Source organism: Crocosphaera sp. (genome assembly GCF_030064895.1).
Lineage (GTDB): Bacteria > Cyanobacteriota > Cyanobacteriia > Cyanobacteriales > Microcystaceae > Crocosphaera.
In genome coordinates this window covers 1-15801 of record NZ_JASJEB010000104.1, presented here as the reverse complement: position 1 = coordinate 15801, position 15801 = coordinate 1, and the positions used below count along the sequence as shown (strand labels likewise).

The following is a 15801-nucleotide window of genomic DNA, read 5'->3' as shown; positions in this document are numbered from 1 at the left end:
ATGTAGAATTTTTATGTTTATTAATAGTTGAGGAATGGATTGACTCCCCGTCTCCCCATCTCCCCATCTCCCCATCTCCCCGTCTCCCCATCTCCCCATCTCCCCATCTCCCCGTCTCCCCATCTCCCCATCTCCCCATCTCCTATTCAGTAGCAAAATTTAGACTCAACTGAATATGTTTACTACTATTTGAGATATCTTCATTTTGAGATTTTGGCAAGAGATAAGCTTCAAACCAAGGTTCAGAAGTTCCTGGAGTATTTTGGTCTTTTAATAGCCATTGTTGAAAGACTTGTTCTCGTTCATCATTGGGAGTAACGACTTGATAAAGTCGTACTCTTTTCTTATTTATTGTTTTGGTTCCACAACAGGTTAAACCATATCCTATTTTATCTAAAAGTCGTCTAATAATAGTAATTGGACTAGCATTTTTGGCAATACCAATTCCCATAATTGTTTTTATGTCTTGTCTATTATTGATAGCCAAGGTTGCCATCTTTATTAAATCTGAATCAATATTGATTAACTTACGATTAATATCTTTTAATAACACAGGAAGTCCTAATACTTCCATTGTGCCAATAATTGCACCAAATTGACTATTATTAAAATCGGGTAAAAAGATACTTCCTTGTCCTTTTTCAATTAATTGTTTAGCATTCATTGCATCTCTATCTGCTAAATAATTGCGGCCTTTTGTTAAGAAGTAATGTAGTCTAATTTTTTGATACCAACCTTCATTATCTAAAGCGACTAATTTAGGAGTAACTGGAAGACAATAACGACGTTTTAAATCATATTTTTTTATTTTTCTTCTTTCTTTATTGGTTTTTATTAAAGATTTTTTTATTTTTTGATATTCTGTCTCGTTTAAGTCTGGAGATTGAGCAATTTGTTCACATTCTAATTGATAATTTTTGCGTCTTACTTCTTCAATAGTTTCTATGAGTTTATTGTTTGCCTTAGGATATTTTGTTTTGCTTTTATTTACTGTTTTTGTCTTATTTTTTTTCTTTCTTTTAGATATATCTATTCGATGATTTTTGGATTGAATAATTCTGATTATTGTTTCTCGATAATGAATCATTTGTGCATTAACTCTTACAGCTATTTTTCCCCAACATAATAAAGATTCTGCTTGAAAACCTGTATCTAAGTCGTCTAATGATTCTAAATCAGATTGTTGTAATAATCTAATATTTAAGTTGGTTAAACGATGACCTGATGTTAATAAAATAGGAATAGATGTTGCTCCATTTCCTACTTTATTAAATCCATAGGAAGCTAACCAAAGATAACGGGGTATATTATCTCTTATTCTTCCTAAAGATTGAATTACAGATGTGGGAGTTTGTACTCCTTGAGCAAGACACCAAACTGAACTAAAATGTTCTTTTATATCAATACTAATTCCTGTTTCAATAGCGGGACTATTTAAAACAATATCATAGTTAATTAATACCTCATCAAGTTGGGTAATACATTGATAAGCAGGATGATTGGGATCGGTTAATGATTGGGAATCAATGCGTAAAATTTTAGCATCAGGAAATTGTTTTTTGAAATAAGATTCTAAGGTTTGAGTTCCCCATTTACTAGTAAGTTTTTGAGCAGATAAACAAATAAATGGTTTACCTCCTTCTCGAATATGTTCGACTAAATCTTTAAGAAAACGTTTAGGGGTTGTTTCTGGATAATGATAACCTGACCATGTTTCTTTTTGGGCTGGTTTCCAATAATTTTGAATAATAAACGGTTTTATATCAATTCCTGATAAAGCTATTAAGTAGTCCAAGGAAACATCACTTAAGTCAGCATCAGCAACAAAAATATTACCTTGACTGCCTACAATAGTTTGCATAAGTTGCTTAAAACATTTCAAAATATCAACACGTTTATTGCTACAGGTTTGGGAGTTTAAAGCGTGCCAAATAACTTGTTCTATTTCATCAATAATAACTAACGCATCTTGCCAGTCTTCAGGATTAAAATTAGCTTGAGAATTTTCGTGTAAAGAGTCAATACATAATCCATACCCTAATGATTTACCAAAAGAATTATCCTTGATATCTGTAATATAAGGAAGTCCAAAACGTTGACATAACTGTTCAACTAATTTAATGCGATGGCCGATAACTAAAACTTTTTGCTTATTGCAGATCGCTTGTCGAACAATTTTTGCTAATGCTTCGGTCTTCCCTGTACCAATAGCAGACTTAATACCAATTAATTTGGCCGTATCAGGAATAACTAAATTAGGAAGATAACGACTATTAACCTCTACACTTACTCCATGGGTTAATTGGGTAAACTCTCTTGCTTTCCATAACTCTAATGGTAAGGATTTTTGATAACAGTCATCAAAGACTTTTTTGCCTTGATGAAACAACAGATCATCCACCCCTTTACCTTGCTCTGGTTGCCAATGTATCACTTTAACTTTAGATCCTGTTTGGCTTAACAAATAACCTAACTTTCTAATGGCATGATTAACCGCTTTGATAGTATTGGGTTTACTGTCTTGATCAAAAGTTAGATAAATTTCTCTTCTCCCAGAACTTAACTTCTGTAACTGAGGAATTAAATAAGATTTACCGATACGATTTCCTTGTTTATCTTTGGGGGTACGATAACCATTATTAATCCCAGGAAGAGCGATCGCTACATATCCGGCACTTAATAAAGCTCCTGCTTTTTTGGCTCCTTCTGTAATACAAAGGGGAATAGAAGGATGAGCTATCACCCATTGCCAAAAGCCTCCGTCTGGTTGCCTGTAATCAACCATGTCCGGGGTAAACTCAATGTCATACTGTTGCGCAATAGTCTTCCAAAGATGTAAGGGGACTCTTAAAGCAAAGATACCTGTAGTGGTTTGGGGTGGATGTTCATACTTGATGGGTTTACCCTGGTCATAACTTAAGCGTGGTTGCTCCGGTTTAAAACATCCCCAAAGGTCCTTATCTCCCGTCATCACATCAATTCCTGAACACCACCAACCCCCTAATTCTGTGTGTTGATAACGCTGTAAAATATAGTTACTTAGTCTGCCATCGTTCCGTCGGGGAAGCTCATCTGAGTATAATAAATGCTCGCAAGGGGACATCCCTTCTAAGCTCCTTACATTTAGTTCTATTACTTGCTGATCAACGCAACTATTTAACCATTCTTGTTGATGGTTCATTTTCCTTCTCCCGACAATTGAATTCCGACAAACTTCATAACGCAAGGCCAAAACTTAAGATTGATACTGACCATGCTCTATATGTAGCGTTTGGATCTACAATATTAGGCATAAGACACTAAATATGGAAGGGACAAGTGAACTATTTTGCTGAAATGATCATAAATCGCCTCATTATATAAGTTTTTATTATCTTTTATTTTATTAAATTTTAAAATATAAAAGATTCGTATTTTACTGCTCTTGACAACTAATGAAAATTATTCTTAATAAGTAACGAAGTCAAGCCTTTGTGGTATGATGGACAAGAATAAAAATCTGTAGCCTTTCTGTGTAATTTTCAGAAAAGCATCTATAACTATGATTCTTTCGTTATTGTAGCTTCCTGTTTAAGGGATAAATTACTATTTTCAGTACTTATTTTGAACTTTTGTACTAAATAATAGCTAAGTGTGATTGCTTATAACTTGACAAAAATACAAAAATGTGTTTCAAGTAAAAATTAAATTATTGTACAACTCCCAACAAAAATAATATTGCTACACCGAAATAATCCACCTTAACCCGTTGTTGATTTTTAAACTCCATCGTTAATGACGGTATCTTTAGAAGGCGATCACTACGAAAAAAGATTTTTTAGAGAAAAACAGAGAATCTAATCGTTGATTTTTTCTGAGTTAAAATTGAGTGTAGAAGAGATTTTTGCTGTCAAGAAAATTTGATGAGGATAAGACTCTAATAAACAAGAGAAAAGTTAATTAGACGGTTCAACCGTTGCCAAAACAACATTATCTTGTAAATCAAAAGCGGGTGAGTTTTGATTAGTTACTCCTAACTCAAATAAATAGATAGCCTGGTTTTCAGCAATTTTTATTTTGCCATTTTCTACATACTGTTGTAAAAAGAAATCAATAGTATTTTGATTAGCAAAAGGGGTAATATTAGGGACATCGTCACCATTAACCAAAACCTGAAGCTGTGATGTATTCTCATCAGTGGTAGACACAGTCATTCCTAAACCATTACAAATTGAGCCATCCCCTGAAATTGATTCCACATCAAAAGTAGTTCCGGCTGCTTGATTGGGTAAAGTTAAAGCAGAATTCGTGTTCCAAGTTTGCTTATTTTCATTAATATAAAGATTCGTTTGAACAGGAATATTTCCCCCTCCTGTACCACAAGTAATCTCACCTCCTAAAACTTCAAACGTGATATCAGAAGGTGTATTAGGAATTAACTTTTTACTTATAATAGTAAACATACTACTTCTAGCAAAAGCCATAGTTTCAACTTGATAATTAACATTATTCTGCCAAGTTTTGTTATCCACAGTAGTTGCTATGTTCAGTTTTACCAGTTTTTCATTGGGATTAACACAAGCATTAAATCCTCGAGTTGAATTACTATTACTTGCTCGCCAATCTCTGGGACAATTTGGAGTTTCTGGTGTGTCATCAATTCTATCCATTACAACATGAGCTTTCCAAGTTTTAGGGTCATTAATTTGCGTTGGATAATATTCTCCCTCTGCATTAAAATCAGGACCCCATCGCTCCATCATATAAGGACCATCCCAAATACCTTCTGCTTGTTTTGTATAGTAAATAACCGGTTGCTCCAAACCTTGTACTTGTACAACAAGAATGGGTTTTGCTCCATTAGGAAGAGTAAAGTCAGGTGCTTCTGATAAAGCTCCAACTGCATCAGATTCAATTTTGGTACCTAGTTTAACTTCGTCTGCAATAAATTCTAACGCGCGGTTAGAATTATATTGAATATCACCTTTTGCTGATGCTTTTTGATCAAGGGTTGTAGAGTGTACTAAACCCCATCCCGCTAGACCAACAACAAAGGAACTTAAACTACTTCCTAATAATAGTTCTATCAACGTAGCACCATTATGATAGTTATTTTTTCTGATAAGTGGCAGAAGGTTAGTGAGTTTCATAGAAATAAATAGTTAAACATAATTCTGGGGATTTACACATAACAGCTTATCATTTTTTTCTAATTTTGCAAGTATTTACAGAGAATTTATTTCTTTATATAATCAACATTTTTTAAAGATTTTGTAAATAGATTAGGAGTAGTATAAAGAAACAAAAAAGTTCTTTATCTTTAATAAAAAATCCAAGGGTAAAATTACTGAAATTCTCAGTATAATTGTTTAGTAAATATCTCGAATTAGTCGATAAAAATTAGAAAATCTTATTGCCTTTTTATAGAAAAATTATCTTTGGAGTTTGGTGGGGAGAGGGGGAGAGGGGGAGTGTGGGGAGACGGTCTGTGCCTTGATTCGTTGAAGAATTCCTTAAAAAAAGTCTATAACTGAAGGGTTAGCGTTATCTATCCACTAAGGTGGAGCTAAAGTGTTAGCTAATCAACCGGTAGGCTATACCGTGTTAGCCTGTGGACAGAGGGGGACTGGACGCGCCACCTGTGGGCGCGTATTGAACTCCGTTACCGGCGACGGTTCTGGGTGAAGCAGGAAGTAAACTTTAATGTGTCTTATGATGGCGCATTGTATCGGTTTTATGTAGCAAAACAAATAACTTAGGCATTACTCTATGGAACCTCTTTATCAATACGCCTGGCTTATTCCAGTGTTGCCCTTGTTGGGGGCGATGCTGGTGGGCTTAGGCTTAATTTCCTTTAATGAAGCAACCAACCGCCTCAGACAAGTCAACGCAGTATTTATTATTTCCCTGATAGGCGCGTCGATGGTGTTATCTTTTGCCCTGTTGTGGAGTCAAATCCAAGGTCATGAAGAATACACTAAGATGATCGAATGGGCAGCAGCCGGCAATTTTACTCTACAAATGGGTTACACCCTGGATCATATTAGTGCCTTGATGTGTGTCATTGTCACCACAGTGGCCTTTTTGGTGATGGTTTATACCGATGGTTACATGGCCCACGATCCAAGTTATGTCCGCTTTTATGCTTACTTAAGTATCTTTAGCGCGTCCATGTTGGGCTTAGTAATCAGTCCTAATTTAGTGCAGGTATATATCTTCTGGGAACTGGTGGGGATGTGTTCCTATCTTCTCATCGGTTTCTGGTTCGATCGCAAAGCAGCGGCCGATGCTTGCCAAAAAGCCTTTGTCACCAACCGTGTCGGTGACTTCGGCCTGCTTCTGGGAATGTTAGGTATTTACTGGGCAACCGGAACCTTTGAATTTGATCTGATGGGGGAACGTTTAGAAGGGTTAGTTTCTTCAGGAATGATCGCCCCGGCATTAGCAGCATTATTCGCTGTCTTAGTCTTCCTTGGACCTGTGGCTAAATCGGCACAGTTTCCCCTTCATGTTTGGCTACCAGACGCAATGGAAGGCCCCACACCTATTTCTGCCTTGATTCACGCTGCGACCATGGTAGCAGCAGGTGTATTCTTGGTAGCGCGGATGTATCCTGTGTTTGAGAACATCCCTGTAGCCATGACAACTATTGCTTGGACTGGGGCCGTCACCTCCTTTTTAGGTGCAACCATCGCTTTAACTCAAAACGATATTAAGAAGGGTTTAGCTTACTCGACGATTTCCCAACTGGGTTACATGGTGATGGCTATGGGTATCGGTGCTTATACTGCTGGACTGTTTCACCTGATGACCCATGCTTATTTTAAAGCGATGTTATTCCTTTGTTCTGGGTCTGTTATTCATGGCATGGAAGAGGTTGTTGGACATGATCCGGTCTTGGCCCAGGATATGCGTTTAATGGGGGGACTGAGAAAATATATGCCCCTGACTTCCTTAGCGTTTTTGATCGGAACTTTAGCTATTTGTGGAATTCCTCCTTTTGCTGGTTTCTGGTCAAAAGACGAGATTTTAGGCTTAGCCTTTGAAGCGAACCCCAGTTTATGGTTAGTGGGTTGGTTAACTGCCGGTTTAACCGCTTTTTATATGTTCCGGATGTATTTTATGACCTTTGAAGGAGACTTCCGAGGCAATGATATGGACATTCGGGCCGAGTTATCCGCAGCAGTTGCTCCTGTGTTTGGTCCTGGGGCAATGGATGTGAAGGAATTGGATCATGATAGCGAAGATCATGGTCACGATGATCATGGCCATAGCGAATATCCCCATGAGTCTCCTTTGACTATGACCTTACCCCTGCTTATTTTAGCCGTTCCTTCCACGTTGATCGGTTTATTGGGTAAACCTTGGGATAATACTTTTGAGGGCTTTATATACGCCCCAGGAGAGGTTATAGAAGAGGTTTCTCACTTCGACTGGACGGAGTTTGGTATCATGGCCGGAAATTCTGTTGGTATTGCTTTAATTGGTATTACCATCGCTTCTTTGATGTATTTACAACACAAAATTGATCCCAAAGCGATCGCGGATAAGTTTCCTGCGTTGTATCAATTTTCCCTCAATAAGTGGTATTTCGATGATGTTTACAATAATGTATTTGTTATGGGATGTCGTCGCTTAGCCCGTCAAATTATGGAAGTGGATTATCGTGTTATTGATGGCGCGGTTAATTTGACTGGTTTAGCTACTTTAGTGAGTGGGGAAGGTTTGAAGTATCTAGAAAATGGTCGCGCCCAATTTTATGCCTTAATTGTATTTGGGGCAGTGTTAGGGTTTGTGATTGTTTTTAGTGTAGTTTAACTCATTTTTTTAAAGTTGGTTTGAAGGGGCAATATTGCCCCTTTTTATTTTAAAATTAAAAATTAATAGATCAATCTTTAATTTTAATCAATCAAAAATGACACAATTAGACAGTAAAAAATCTTTATCTTTACCCCCTGGAGATAGAGGACTACCCTTGATAGGTGAAACTCTTAGTTTTTTATTTGATCCTGATTTTGGTAAGAAGAAACTAAAAAAATATGGTCAAGTTTATAAAACCAATATCTTTGGGAATGATGCTGTTATCATGATTGGTGCAGATGCTAATCAATTTTTATTCCGTAATGAAAATAAATATGTTGTTTCAAGCTGGCCAAAAAGTACCAGAATTCTTTTAGGAGAATTATCTTTAGTTATTAAAGATGGTAATTTTCATACTTCCAGACGGAAATTATTAGCCCAAGCTTTTCAACCCAGGGCTTTAAATAGTTATATTCCGAAAATGACCGAAATTACCCAACAATATATAAACAGATGGTTACAAACTAAAGAGTTAACCTGGTATCCAGAATTAAGAGACTATACCTTTGATGTTGCTTGTAGTTTATTAATTAGTTTCGATAATGCTTCTCAAACAAATTTAGCAAGTTATTTTGAAACCTGGAGTCAAGGACTATTTAGTTTAGCGATTGATTTACCTTGGACAAGTTTTGGTAAAGCGTTAAAATGTCGTGAGAAAATGTTACAAGAACTCGAAACAATTATCGTTGATAGACAACAACAACCCAAACATCAAAATGATGCACTTGGTATTTTATTAGAGGCAAAAGATGAGGAAGGAAATAGTCTTACTCTAGAAGAACTAAAAGATCAAATATTATTACTTCTATTTGCTGGTCACGAAACATTAACCTCTGCAATTTCTTCTTTTAGCTTATTAATGGCGCAACATCCTGATATTTTAGAAAAAGTAAGAAAGGAACAAGAAAATTTGAATATTACTGAAAATATAACTTCAGAAAAATTAAAAGAAATGACCTATTTAGAACAGGTATTAAAAGAGGTTTTAAGGTTAATCCCTCCAGTTGGTGGCGCATTTAGAAAGGTCATTCAAGAGTTTGAATTTGAAGGTTATCGTATTCCTAAAGATTGGACAGTACAATATCAAATCGCCCAAACCCATCAAGAAAAAGACACTTTTCCTAATTATCAAACCTTTGATCCTGAACGCTTTTCTCCTGAAAATATGGCAGATAAACAAAAAAGTTTTGCTTATGTTCCTTTTGGGGGAGGTTTAAGAGAATGTTTAGGCAAAGAATTTGCTAGATTAGAAATGAAAATTTTTGCTAGTCTCTTGGTTCGTAACTGTCATTGGGAACTATTACCCGACCAAAACTTAGAGATGATAACTATTCCTAGTCCTCGTCCTAGTGATGGCTTAAAAGTTAAGATTCTTTAGTATAGTTGAAAGGTGTAAAACTGCCCCTTTTTTTAAATTTAAAATATAAAATATGATAATATAAAACAGTTTATATAACTAACACCTATGACTTATTTAGACCTATCTAATATTGATATTCAAAAAGCTTTAATTTCTGGAATATTCTCTATTATCAATACATTAATTGCTGCGTTAACTGCTGGTTTGATTGGTAAAACAATTGCTAATAGACATAAACTACAAGAAGACTTAAACAAAGCTATCAACGATATTGAATTTTTGCTAGAAGTGGAGAAAGTTCACTGTGAAAATAACAGGAAAGAATTAGGGGAATCACGGAAAAATAAAGTCCGTAAAATAGTCAGAGATTCTGATTTAAGTTTCTCTGGTAAATTTACTCCTGGACGAGTTCGTAATGACGATAATTTTTCGTAATCAGTTTTAATAATTTCCATTATTTAAAAACATTTTTCCAATCAAGACAATTTAAAATACTTGCTTTGATAGGACGTTTTTCATCCCAAAAAATTAACGATGAGTAAAAGCTAATTACTTCAGTAGAGGTTAATATATCAAAAAATTGTCTAGCCTTTTCTTCTTCTTCAAAGCTAAGAAAATAAACAGTATCATCAAACATAATAGGTTTATTATCTATTAAATTAAATAGTCTAAATTCTAATTTTTTATATAAACCACAAATGGCAATTTTCCAAGGATAAAAACTATATTCACCAACACCAAAAATAGAAAATTGAGGATTATTTTTATAAATTCGACTTGCACGTTTATCCAAGTAACTAGCATGAGATTGTAAATAGTTCCAGGTTTTTGGTGCATATTTTCTTATATTATTAGTATCTTCTCCAATGTATTTTTGAGTTATCAACACATATTTTTTTGTTCTATTTTTATCTTGATTGAAAACATTTGAACCTTTCAATAATGGATAAATATAATCATCTTCTAATTTTACTTTTTTTCCTAAACCATTGATTAAAAAATCTCCTACTTTCTCAAATTCCATGATTTTTGAGCAATCATGTTTAACACCAGAACGCCATTTAATTGTGGGTTTATTTGTATAAAGATAACTAAATTGTTTAAATGTTTTACTATCTCTAATTAGACGATTATTAATATAACTGATAGTGTTGTACTTTGATGTATATAAATCTTCAAAAACATCACAAGTATAATTTTTTGTTTCAGGTTTAAATTGACAAAATAATAAACAAGCTTCAACGGTTGCATTAAAATATTTTTTGCTATCTATTCCATAAGTTGCACAATAAGACAGATGACAATTTTGTTTATATAAATAATTAACTATTTTTCTAGCAACTGATGTTTTACAAAGCATAGCTAGATAACCCTGATAATTTTGTAAAAAATTCACACATTTAATTAACATCCATTCTGATATATCAAAATTACTTTTCCCTGTAATTGCGTCTAGTCCCTTATTATGCTGAAAATTATTTTTTTCGGGTAAATTTAATCCTTTTATTCTTCCTAGTTGTGAATTAGTTACCCAAGGGAAATTACCAAGAATTAAAATATTATCATCTCTTTTTTTTATTAATTGACTTAACTCAAAATCAAAAAAATCATCATGAATAACTGTAACCTTATTATTGTTTTTATTTTGGTTGTTTTTCAATTGTTCTATATAGTTTATATTGATATCAATTCCTATGATTTTTTTAAAGTCTTTAAAATACATATTAGAAGATTTTACAAAGTTCCCAATACCGCAAGTTGGCTCAATAATAAGATCAGGCAATACTTTTATTTCTACTAGCTTTTGACAAATTTTATCTGTTAAAGTCAACGGAGTTTGGAAGTCTCCATATTCAATTTTATTGTTAGATTTTTTCTTCATTATTAATTCGTTCGATAAATGTCTATCAAACCCTCTTCTTGTCCAGCAAGAGAAATAAATCTTCTATATTGTAACCGCCATTGTAACGCATTAGAGATAGTCAAGAAACCCTGTTTAGGAGGATTATTAATAACTTCTTGAGCTAAGTTTGCTGCTTCAATTTCATCCACAGGCAAATTCCGATCTAACATAAAAGCAATAATATCATCTTCATTCCCTTCATTCTCGATGATGTTATTGATACCTCTAGTCATTTGAAAATCTGCTGTTCTTTCTGCATCCACATAGATAGTATGTAGAATATTTAATTGTGTAACTTGTTCACTATTATTATCAATTTTATTGTAAACAAAAATAATCAGTGAATATCCTAGCCCAAAAATTTTTTGTCTAGCAGACTTATAAGGACAAGATGACTGTGGTTGCTTAATACTGGTTACTTTCATATCAACCAATAAATCAGGAAAATCAATACCACTTGCAGAACTTCCTGCCACAAAATCATACTTTTCTTGTAAATAGGCTTTGAATTTTTGTTCTAAATAAGTTCCCACTGCTTTGCCATCTGTTACACCATAGAGAGAAGATTCTTTATGTTGAGATTCCAAAATTTAAAATTGTTCTGCTTCGCTACAAAGTAATTCAATAGTTAAAGGTGACATTATCTATAAAGTTAATAACTGTATTCTAGATTATCAGGGCTTAATATTATTAAGCCCCTACAAATTTTGTCTTAACTTTTAACTTCTCCCTGAATGGTGACATCAAGAGATTTAACCGTTTGTCCTAGTTGAGATAAAGGAGGATTAATTTCTTCTTCATTCCCCACCACCAAAGTAACAATATTTTCCGGTTTCAGGTATTCTTGAGCAACCCTTTGTACCTCCTCAATAGTAGTTGCTTTAACTCCTTTTTGATAATCAAAAATAAAGTCTTGAGGATAGCCATAATATTCATAAGTGGTGAGACGAGATAAAGTTTGAGATGGGTTCTCGAACTTAAATACAAACGAGTTTAAAATCGACTCTTTTGCATAGTCCAATTCATCAGAAGAAATAGGACTAATTTGTACTTGTTTAATTTCGTTCAGCAAAGAGCTAATAAACTTTACAGTGGTTTGAGAAGCAGTTTGGCCTCCAGCAATAAACACCCCAGGATAATCATAACCAGCACTCCAAAACCCGTAAACAGTGTAAGCCAACCCCTTACGCGATCGCAAATCATTAAAAAGACGACCCCCAAACCCGTTCAATAAACCGTTTACCACCGACAATGCAGGATAATCAGGACTGTCCAATTTGCCCCCTAAATGCCCCAATAAGACATTACTTTGGTTGAGTTGAGGTTGATTGACGAAAAAGACCCCCTGGCTTTGTTTTTGTTGGGCTGAGGGAATATTTATCTCGGGTTCTGGGGTATTAGGTTGCCATTTTCCCAGAGTATTCTCGATCAAGGATTTCATAGCCTTTGGTTCAAAATCCCCTACAATCCCTAAAATAATGTTCTCAGGCCGCACATATTTCTCATAAAAAGCAACAACATCATCACGGGTAATGTTATCGATGGTTTCATACTCTATGGTACGAGCATAAGGACTCTCTTCCCCATAAATTAGTTTACCTAACTCCCGACTAGCAATACTCCCGGGATCATCATTACGACGAGCAATACTCCCCTGTTGTTGGTTTTTGATTAAACTGAGGAGTTGAGGGGAAAAAGCAGGTTCTTGTAATACTTCGCTAAAGAGGTTAAAAACCGTCTCTAAATCTTCACTGAGGGTATTAAACCCGGCACTACCCGAACTTGTACCAATAGAAACTTCAACCCTAGCGGCCCGTTGTTCTAGGATTTGGTTAATTTCGTTGGCAGAATGTTCTTGGGTTCCCCCTAAACGCATCAAACTACCGGTAGTTTGAGCGAGGCCAACTTTTTGGCCCGGTTCCAGTCGTGAACCTGTTTTAATTAAAGCACTTCCCCTAACTAAAGGTAACTGATTATCTTCCATCAAATAGATAACCATCCCGTTGCTAAGTTGGTAGCGTTTGTATTCAGGTAGAGAAATTTCCGCTAAAGGGGGAAACTCTAACTCCGTATAGTGTTTCGGGGTTTGAGCAACGGCCGGTAAACGAGAAATTAAGACCAGTAAGGTACTGATTAAAATTAAACCTAACCAGCGAAATCGTTTTATAAATGAGGTGTCAATCATAGATAAGGTTAACAAGTTTTGTTTGATCAGAAGTAATAGCTCACTTTAAGTTAATTATAGATACTAGACAAGCAGGCCATCTCCTATATGTGCGTAAAAAGTCTTCTAGACTGTAATATAGCAATCAGTAATCAGTTGTGATAATTAACTTTGAGTAGAAGGGAACTCCCGACAAGGGAACAGGAAATAAGAAAAAAGATATCTCATCAATGATGATTGTGATTGCTATAGCAGTCTTTGCTTCAATTGAAAGTGCAAAAATTGAAGAATATGTTTAAAATCGTCTTGTCATTCAATTTTGTCTGCTATACCGATCAATAGGTCATTGATAATTAGGAAATAAACCGTGTCTTTATCAACAACAATTTCTCGCTTAGTGGTAGGCTTACTAATTTTCGTCTTTCTTAGTTTTCCTGATCTAGTTTTCAGTCAGTCTCTTAATGAGAGTTTAAGGAAAAATTACTCGACGATCTCTCAAATCTATATTCGTGATCCCTATCTCAATGAGTTATTAATTCAGGGGATGGAAAAAGGAATTCAAGGAGATTATCAAGGGGCGATCGCACTATTTAGCAAAATTTTACAGTTCAGTCCTAGTGAAGTAGAAGCTTATTATAATCGGGGAATTGCCTATACTCGAATTAACAATTATCAAGCAGCAATGGCTGATTTGACTCAAGCTTTAGCCCTGAACCAAACCATACCCGGTCTCTACATAGAAAGGGCAAAAGTCTATTTACAATTAGGCAATAGGGAAGAAGCGATCGCAGATATACAAAAAGCTAAGGCATTATTAAGACAACAAGGAGAAACAGGAACTTCTCGTTACCAGGAAATAGATAATTTACTGAATTAAGTTAAAATGGATTAGAGTCATAAAATGTCAAACCCATGATTGTTCAACCATTAACGTCTTCTTCTTCAGTACCCAACTCAATAACAATCACACCCTCTTCAGACGTTAAACCTTGGCCAGGTCTTATAGAAACCTACCGTCCCTATCTTCCTGTTACAGAAAACACCCCAGTTGTCACCCTCCTCGAAGGCAACACCCCTCTTATTCCCGTTCCCTACATTTCTCAACAAGTAGGTAAAGGGGTCAAAGTGTTTGTGAAATACGATGGTTTGAACCCGACCGGCAGCTTTAAAGATCGAGGTATGACCATGGCTATTTCTAAAGCCAAGGAAGAAGGAGCAGAAGCCGTTATTTGTGCCAGTACAGGCAATACTTCTGCTGCTGCTGCTGCCTACGCTAGACGGGCCGGAATGCGGGCGTTTGTGATTATTCCTGATGGGTATGTAGCTTTAGGAAAACTGGCTCAAGCTTTATTATACGGGGCAGAAGTCATCGCCGTTGAAGGAAACTTTGATGATGCTTTAAATGTGGTCAAAAATATGGCCAAAAATTATCCTGTTACTTTGGTCAACTCCCTTAACCCTTACCGTTTGGAAGGGCAAAAAACCGCTGCCTTTGAGGTAGTAGATGTGTTAGGAAATGCCCCCGACTGGTTATGTATTCCTGTGGGTAATGCTGGGAATATTAGTGCTTATTGGATGGGTTTTTGTCAATATCATAGTTTAGGAAAAACGGATAAACTGCCGAAAATGATGGGTTTTCAAGCAGCAGGGGCTGCGCCCTTTATGGCGGGACAACCTATACCTGATCCGGAAACTTTAGCCACAGCTATTCGTATCGGCAACCCGGCCAACTGGGACAAAGCTTGGGGGGCAAGAGATGCCAGTCAAGGGGAGTTTAATGCTGTTACTGATGAGGAGATATTAGAGGCTTATCGTATTTTGGCTGCCCATGAAGGGGTCTTCTGTGAACCTGCTAGTGCAGCTTCTGTTGCTGGTTTATTGAAGGTTAAAGATCAAGTCCCGGCAGAGTCTACAGTGGTTTGTGTGTTGACAGGTAATGGTTTAAAAGATCCTGACTGTGCTATTCAACATAGTAACAATCAAGTTAAATCGGGCATTAAACCTGAATTATCACAGGTTGCAAAAGTGATGGGTTTTTGAATAAGACATCATTTAGTCTTGACCGGGTAAATCTAAAGCAATCAGTAGAGCTTGATTTAATTGAGAGATCATCTCATTATTGAGAGTCCCTCGTAACTTTATAGCAGGAGGCAGGAGGCAGGAGGCAGGAGGTAAAAACCTGGATGCTATTAGGTTTGAGTTTGAAAAAATGTCCTAATTGCCTTGGCGGTTGCTATAACAAAATTATTGGCAGAAGTCCCCACCTAAACTTGTCATGTATGTCTAAATCAAGTAGATAGCTTACCTCTTGAGATTTAACCTTGATCAGCATTGCATTGTTGCTAGACCTTTACTGCGATCGCTTCTTAGTTTTTTAGCGATCGCACTTTTATAGTAGATAAGTCTTCTGTCCATCAACGGAAAATTTACCTAAAACTGACATCTTGCACCTTCAAATAAAATCCTAGTTTTGTTAGAGGCAGGAGTTGAAAGGCAGGAGGCAGAAGGAGTAATAGCTAGATATAATCTTAAATA

At 35.7% G+C, this 15801-nt stretch carries 10 protein-coding genes; 5 read left to right on the top strand and 5 right to left on the bottom strand.

Annotated elements, in window-relative coordinates:
• Positions 1-142: 142 nt before the first annotated feature.
• Both QNJ66_RS20110 and QNJ66_RS20105 read right to left on the bottom strand, forming a co-directional pair.
• Positions 143-3181, bottom strand: a complete 3039-nt coding sequence (locus QNJ66_RS20110) for a plasmid replication protein, CyRepA1 family (RefSeq protein ID WP_300510149.1) — start codon at positions 3179-3181, stop codon at positions 143-145.
• 754 nt (positions 3182-3935) lie between these two features.
• Positions 3936-5129, bottom strand: a complete 1194-nt coding sequence (locus QNJ66_RS20105) for a hypothetical protein (protein ID WP_300510148.1) — start codon at positions 5127-5129, stop codon at positions 3936-3938.
• Between the two features lie 619 nt (positions 5130-5748).
• Between QNJ66_RS20105 and QNJ66_RS20100 the strand changes: the two genes are divergently transcribed.
• The 3 genes from QNJ66_RS20100 to QNJ66_RS20090 all read left to right on the top strand — a co-directional run bounded on the left by QNJ66_RS20100 (position 5749) and on the right by QNJ66_RS20090 (position 9634).
• Positions 5749-7797, top strand: a complete 2049-nt coding sequence (locus QNJ66_RS20100; protein ID WP_300510147.1) for an NAD(P)H-quinone oxidoreductase subunit 5 — start codon at positions 5749-5751, stop codon at positions 7795-7797.
• Between the two features lie 97 nt (positions 7798-7894).
• Positions 7895-9217, top strand: a complete 1323-nt coding sequence (locus QNJ66_RS20095; protein ID WP_300510146.1) for a cytochrome P450 — start codon at positions 7895-7897, stop codon at positions 9215-9217.
• Between the two features lie 87 nt (positions 9218-9304).
• Positions 9305-9634: a hypothetical protein gene (locus QNJ66_RS20090; protein ID WP_300510145.1), complete on the top strand. Its 330-nt coding sequence runs from the start codon at positions 9305-9307 to the stop codon at positions 9632-9634.
• A 19-nt stretch (positions 9635-9653) separates the two neighbouring features.
• Here the strand turns inward: QNJ66_RS20090 and QNJ66_RS20085 are convergent, their stop codons facing one another.
• From QNJ66_RS20085 to QNJ66_RS20075, 3 genes are all read right to left on the bottom strand, one after another.
• Positions 9654-11081 carry an SAM-dependent methyltransferase gene (locus QNJ66_RS20085; RefSeq protein ID WP_300510144.1) on the bottom strand — a complete coding sequence of 476 codons (1428 nt, stop codon included), beginning with the start codon at positions 11079-11081 and terminating at the stop codon, positions 9654-9656.
• Between the two features lie 2 nt (positions 11082-11083).
• Positions 11084-11689, bottom strand: coding sequence for a restriction endonuclease (locus QNJ66_RS20080; protein WP_300510143.1), 606 nt, complete (start codon positions 11687-11689; stop codon positions 11084-11086).
• A 125-nt stretch (positions 11690-11814) separates the two neighbouring features.
• Positions 11815-13287 carry a pitrilysin family protein gene (locus QNJ66_RS20075; RefSeq protein WP_300510142.1) on the bottom strand — a complete coding sequence of 491 codons (1473 nt, stop codon included), beginning with the start codon at positions 13285-13287 and terminating at the stop codon, positions 11815-11817.
• Between the two features lie 346 nt (positions 13288-13633).
• On the opposite strand from QNJ66_RS20075, the gene QNJ66_RS20070 reads away from it, so the two are divergent.
• Both QNJ66_RS20070 and thrC read left to right on the top strand, forming a co-directional pair.
• On the top strand, positions 13634-14143 hold the full coding sequence (locus QNJ66_RS20070) for a tetratricopeptide repeat protein (RefSeq protein ID WP_300510141.1): 510 nt from the start codon (positions 13634-13636) through the stop codon (positions 14141-14143).
• 35 nt (positions 14144-14178) lie between these two features.
• A complete protein-coding gene (thrC, locus tag QNJ66_RS20065) occupies positions 14179-15306 on the top strand; it encodes a threonine synthase (protein WP_300510140.1) in 1128 nt (375 codons plus the stop codon).
• Positions 15307-15801 lie beyond the last annotated feature (495 nt).

Excerpts from the sequence above, each read along its gene's own strand:
- QNJ66_RS20110 (WP_300510149.1), bottom strand. The coding sequence starts at position 3,181 with ATGAACCATCAACAAGAATGGTTAAATAGTTGCGTTGATCAGCAAGTA.
- QNJ66_RS20105 (WP_300510148.1), bottom strand. The coding sequence starts at position 5,129 with ATGAAACTCACTAACCTTCTGCCACTTATCAGAAAAAATAACTATCAT.
- QNJ66_RS20100 (WP_300510147.1), top strand. The coding sequence starts at position 5,749 with ATGGAACCTCTTTATCAATACGCCTGGCTTATTCCAGTGTTGCCCTTG.
- QNJ66_RS20095 (WP_300510146.1), top strand. The coding sequence starts at position 7,895 with ATGACACAATTAGACAGTAAAAAATCTTTATCTTTACCCCCTGGAGAT.
- QNJ66_RS20090 (WP_300510145.1), top strand. The coding sequence starts at position 9,305 with ATGACTTATTTAGACCTATCTAATATTGATATTCAAAAAGCTTTAATT.
- QNJ66_RS20085 (WP_300510144.1), bottom strand. The coding sequence starts at position 11,081 with ATGAAGAAAAAATCTAACAATAAAATTGAATATGGAGACTTCCAAACT.
- QNJ66_RS20075 (WP_300510142.1), bottom strand. The coding sequence starts at position 13,287 with ATGATTGACACCTCATTTATAAAACGATTTCGCTGGTTAGGTTTAATT.
- thrC (WP_300510140.1), top strand. The coding sequence starts at position 14,179 with ATGATTGTTCAACCATTAACGTCTTCTTCTTCAGTACCCAACTCAATA.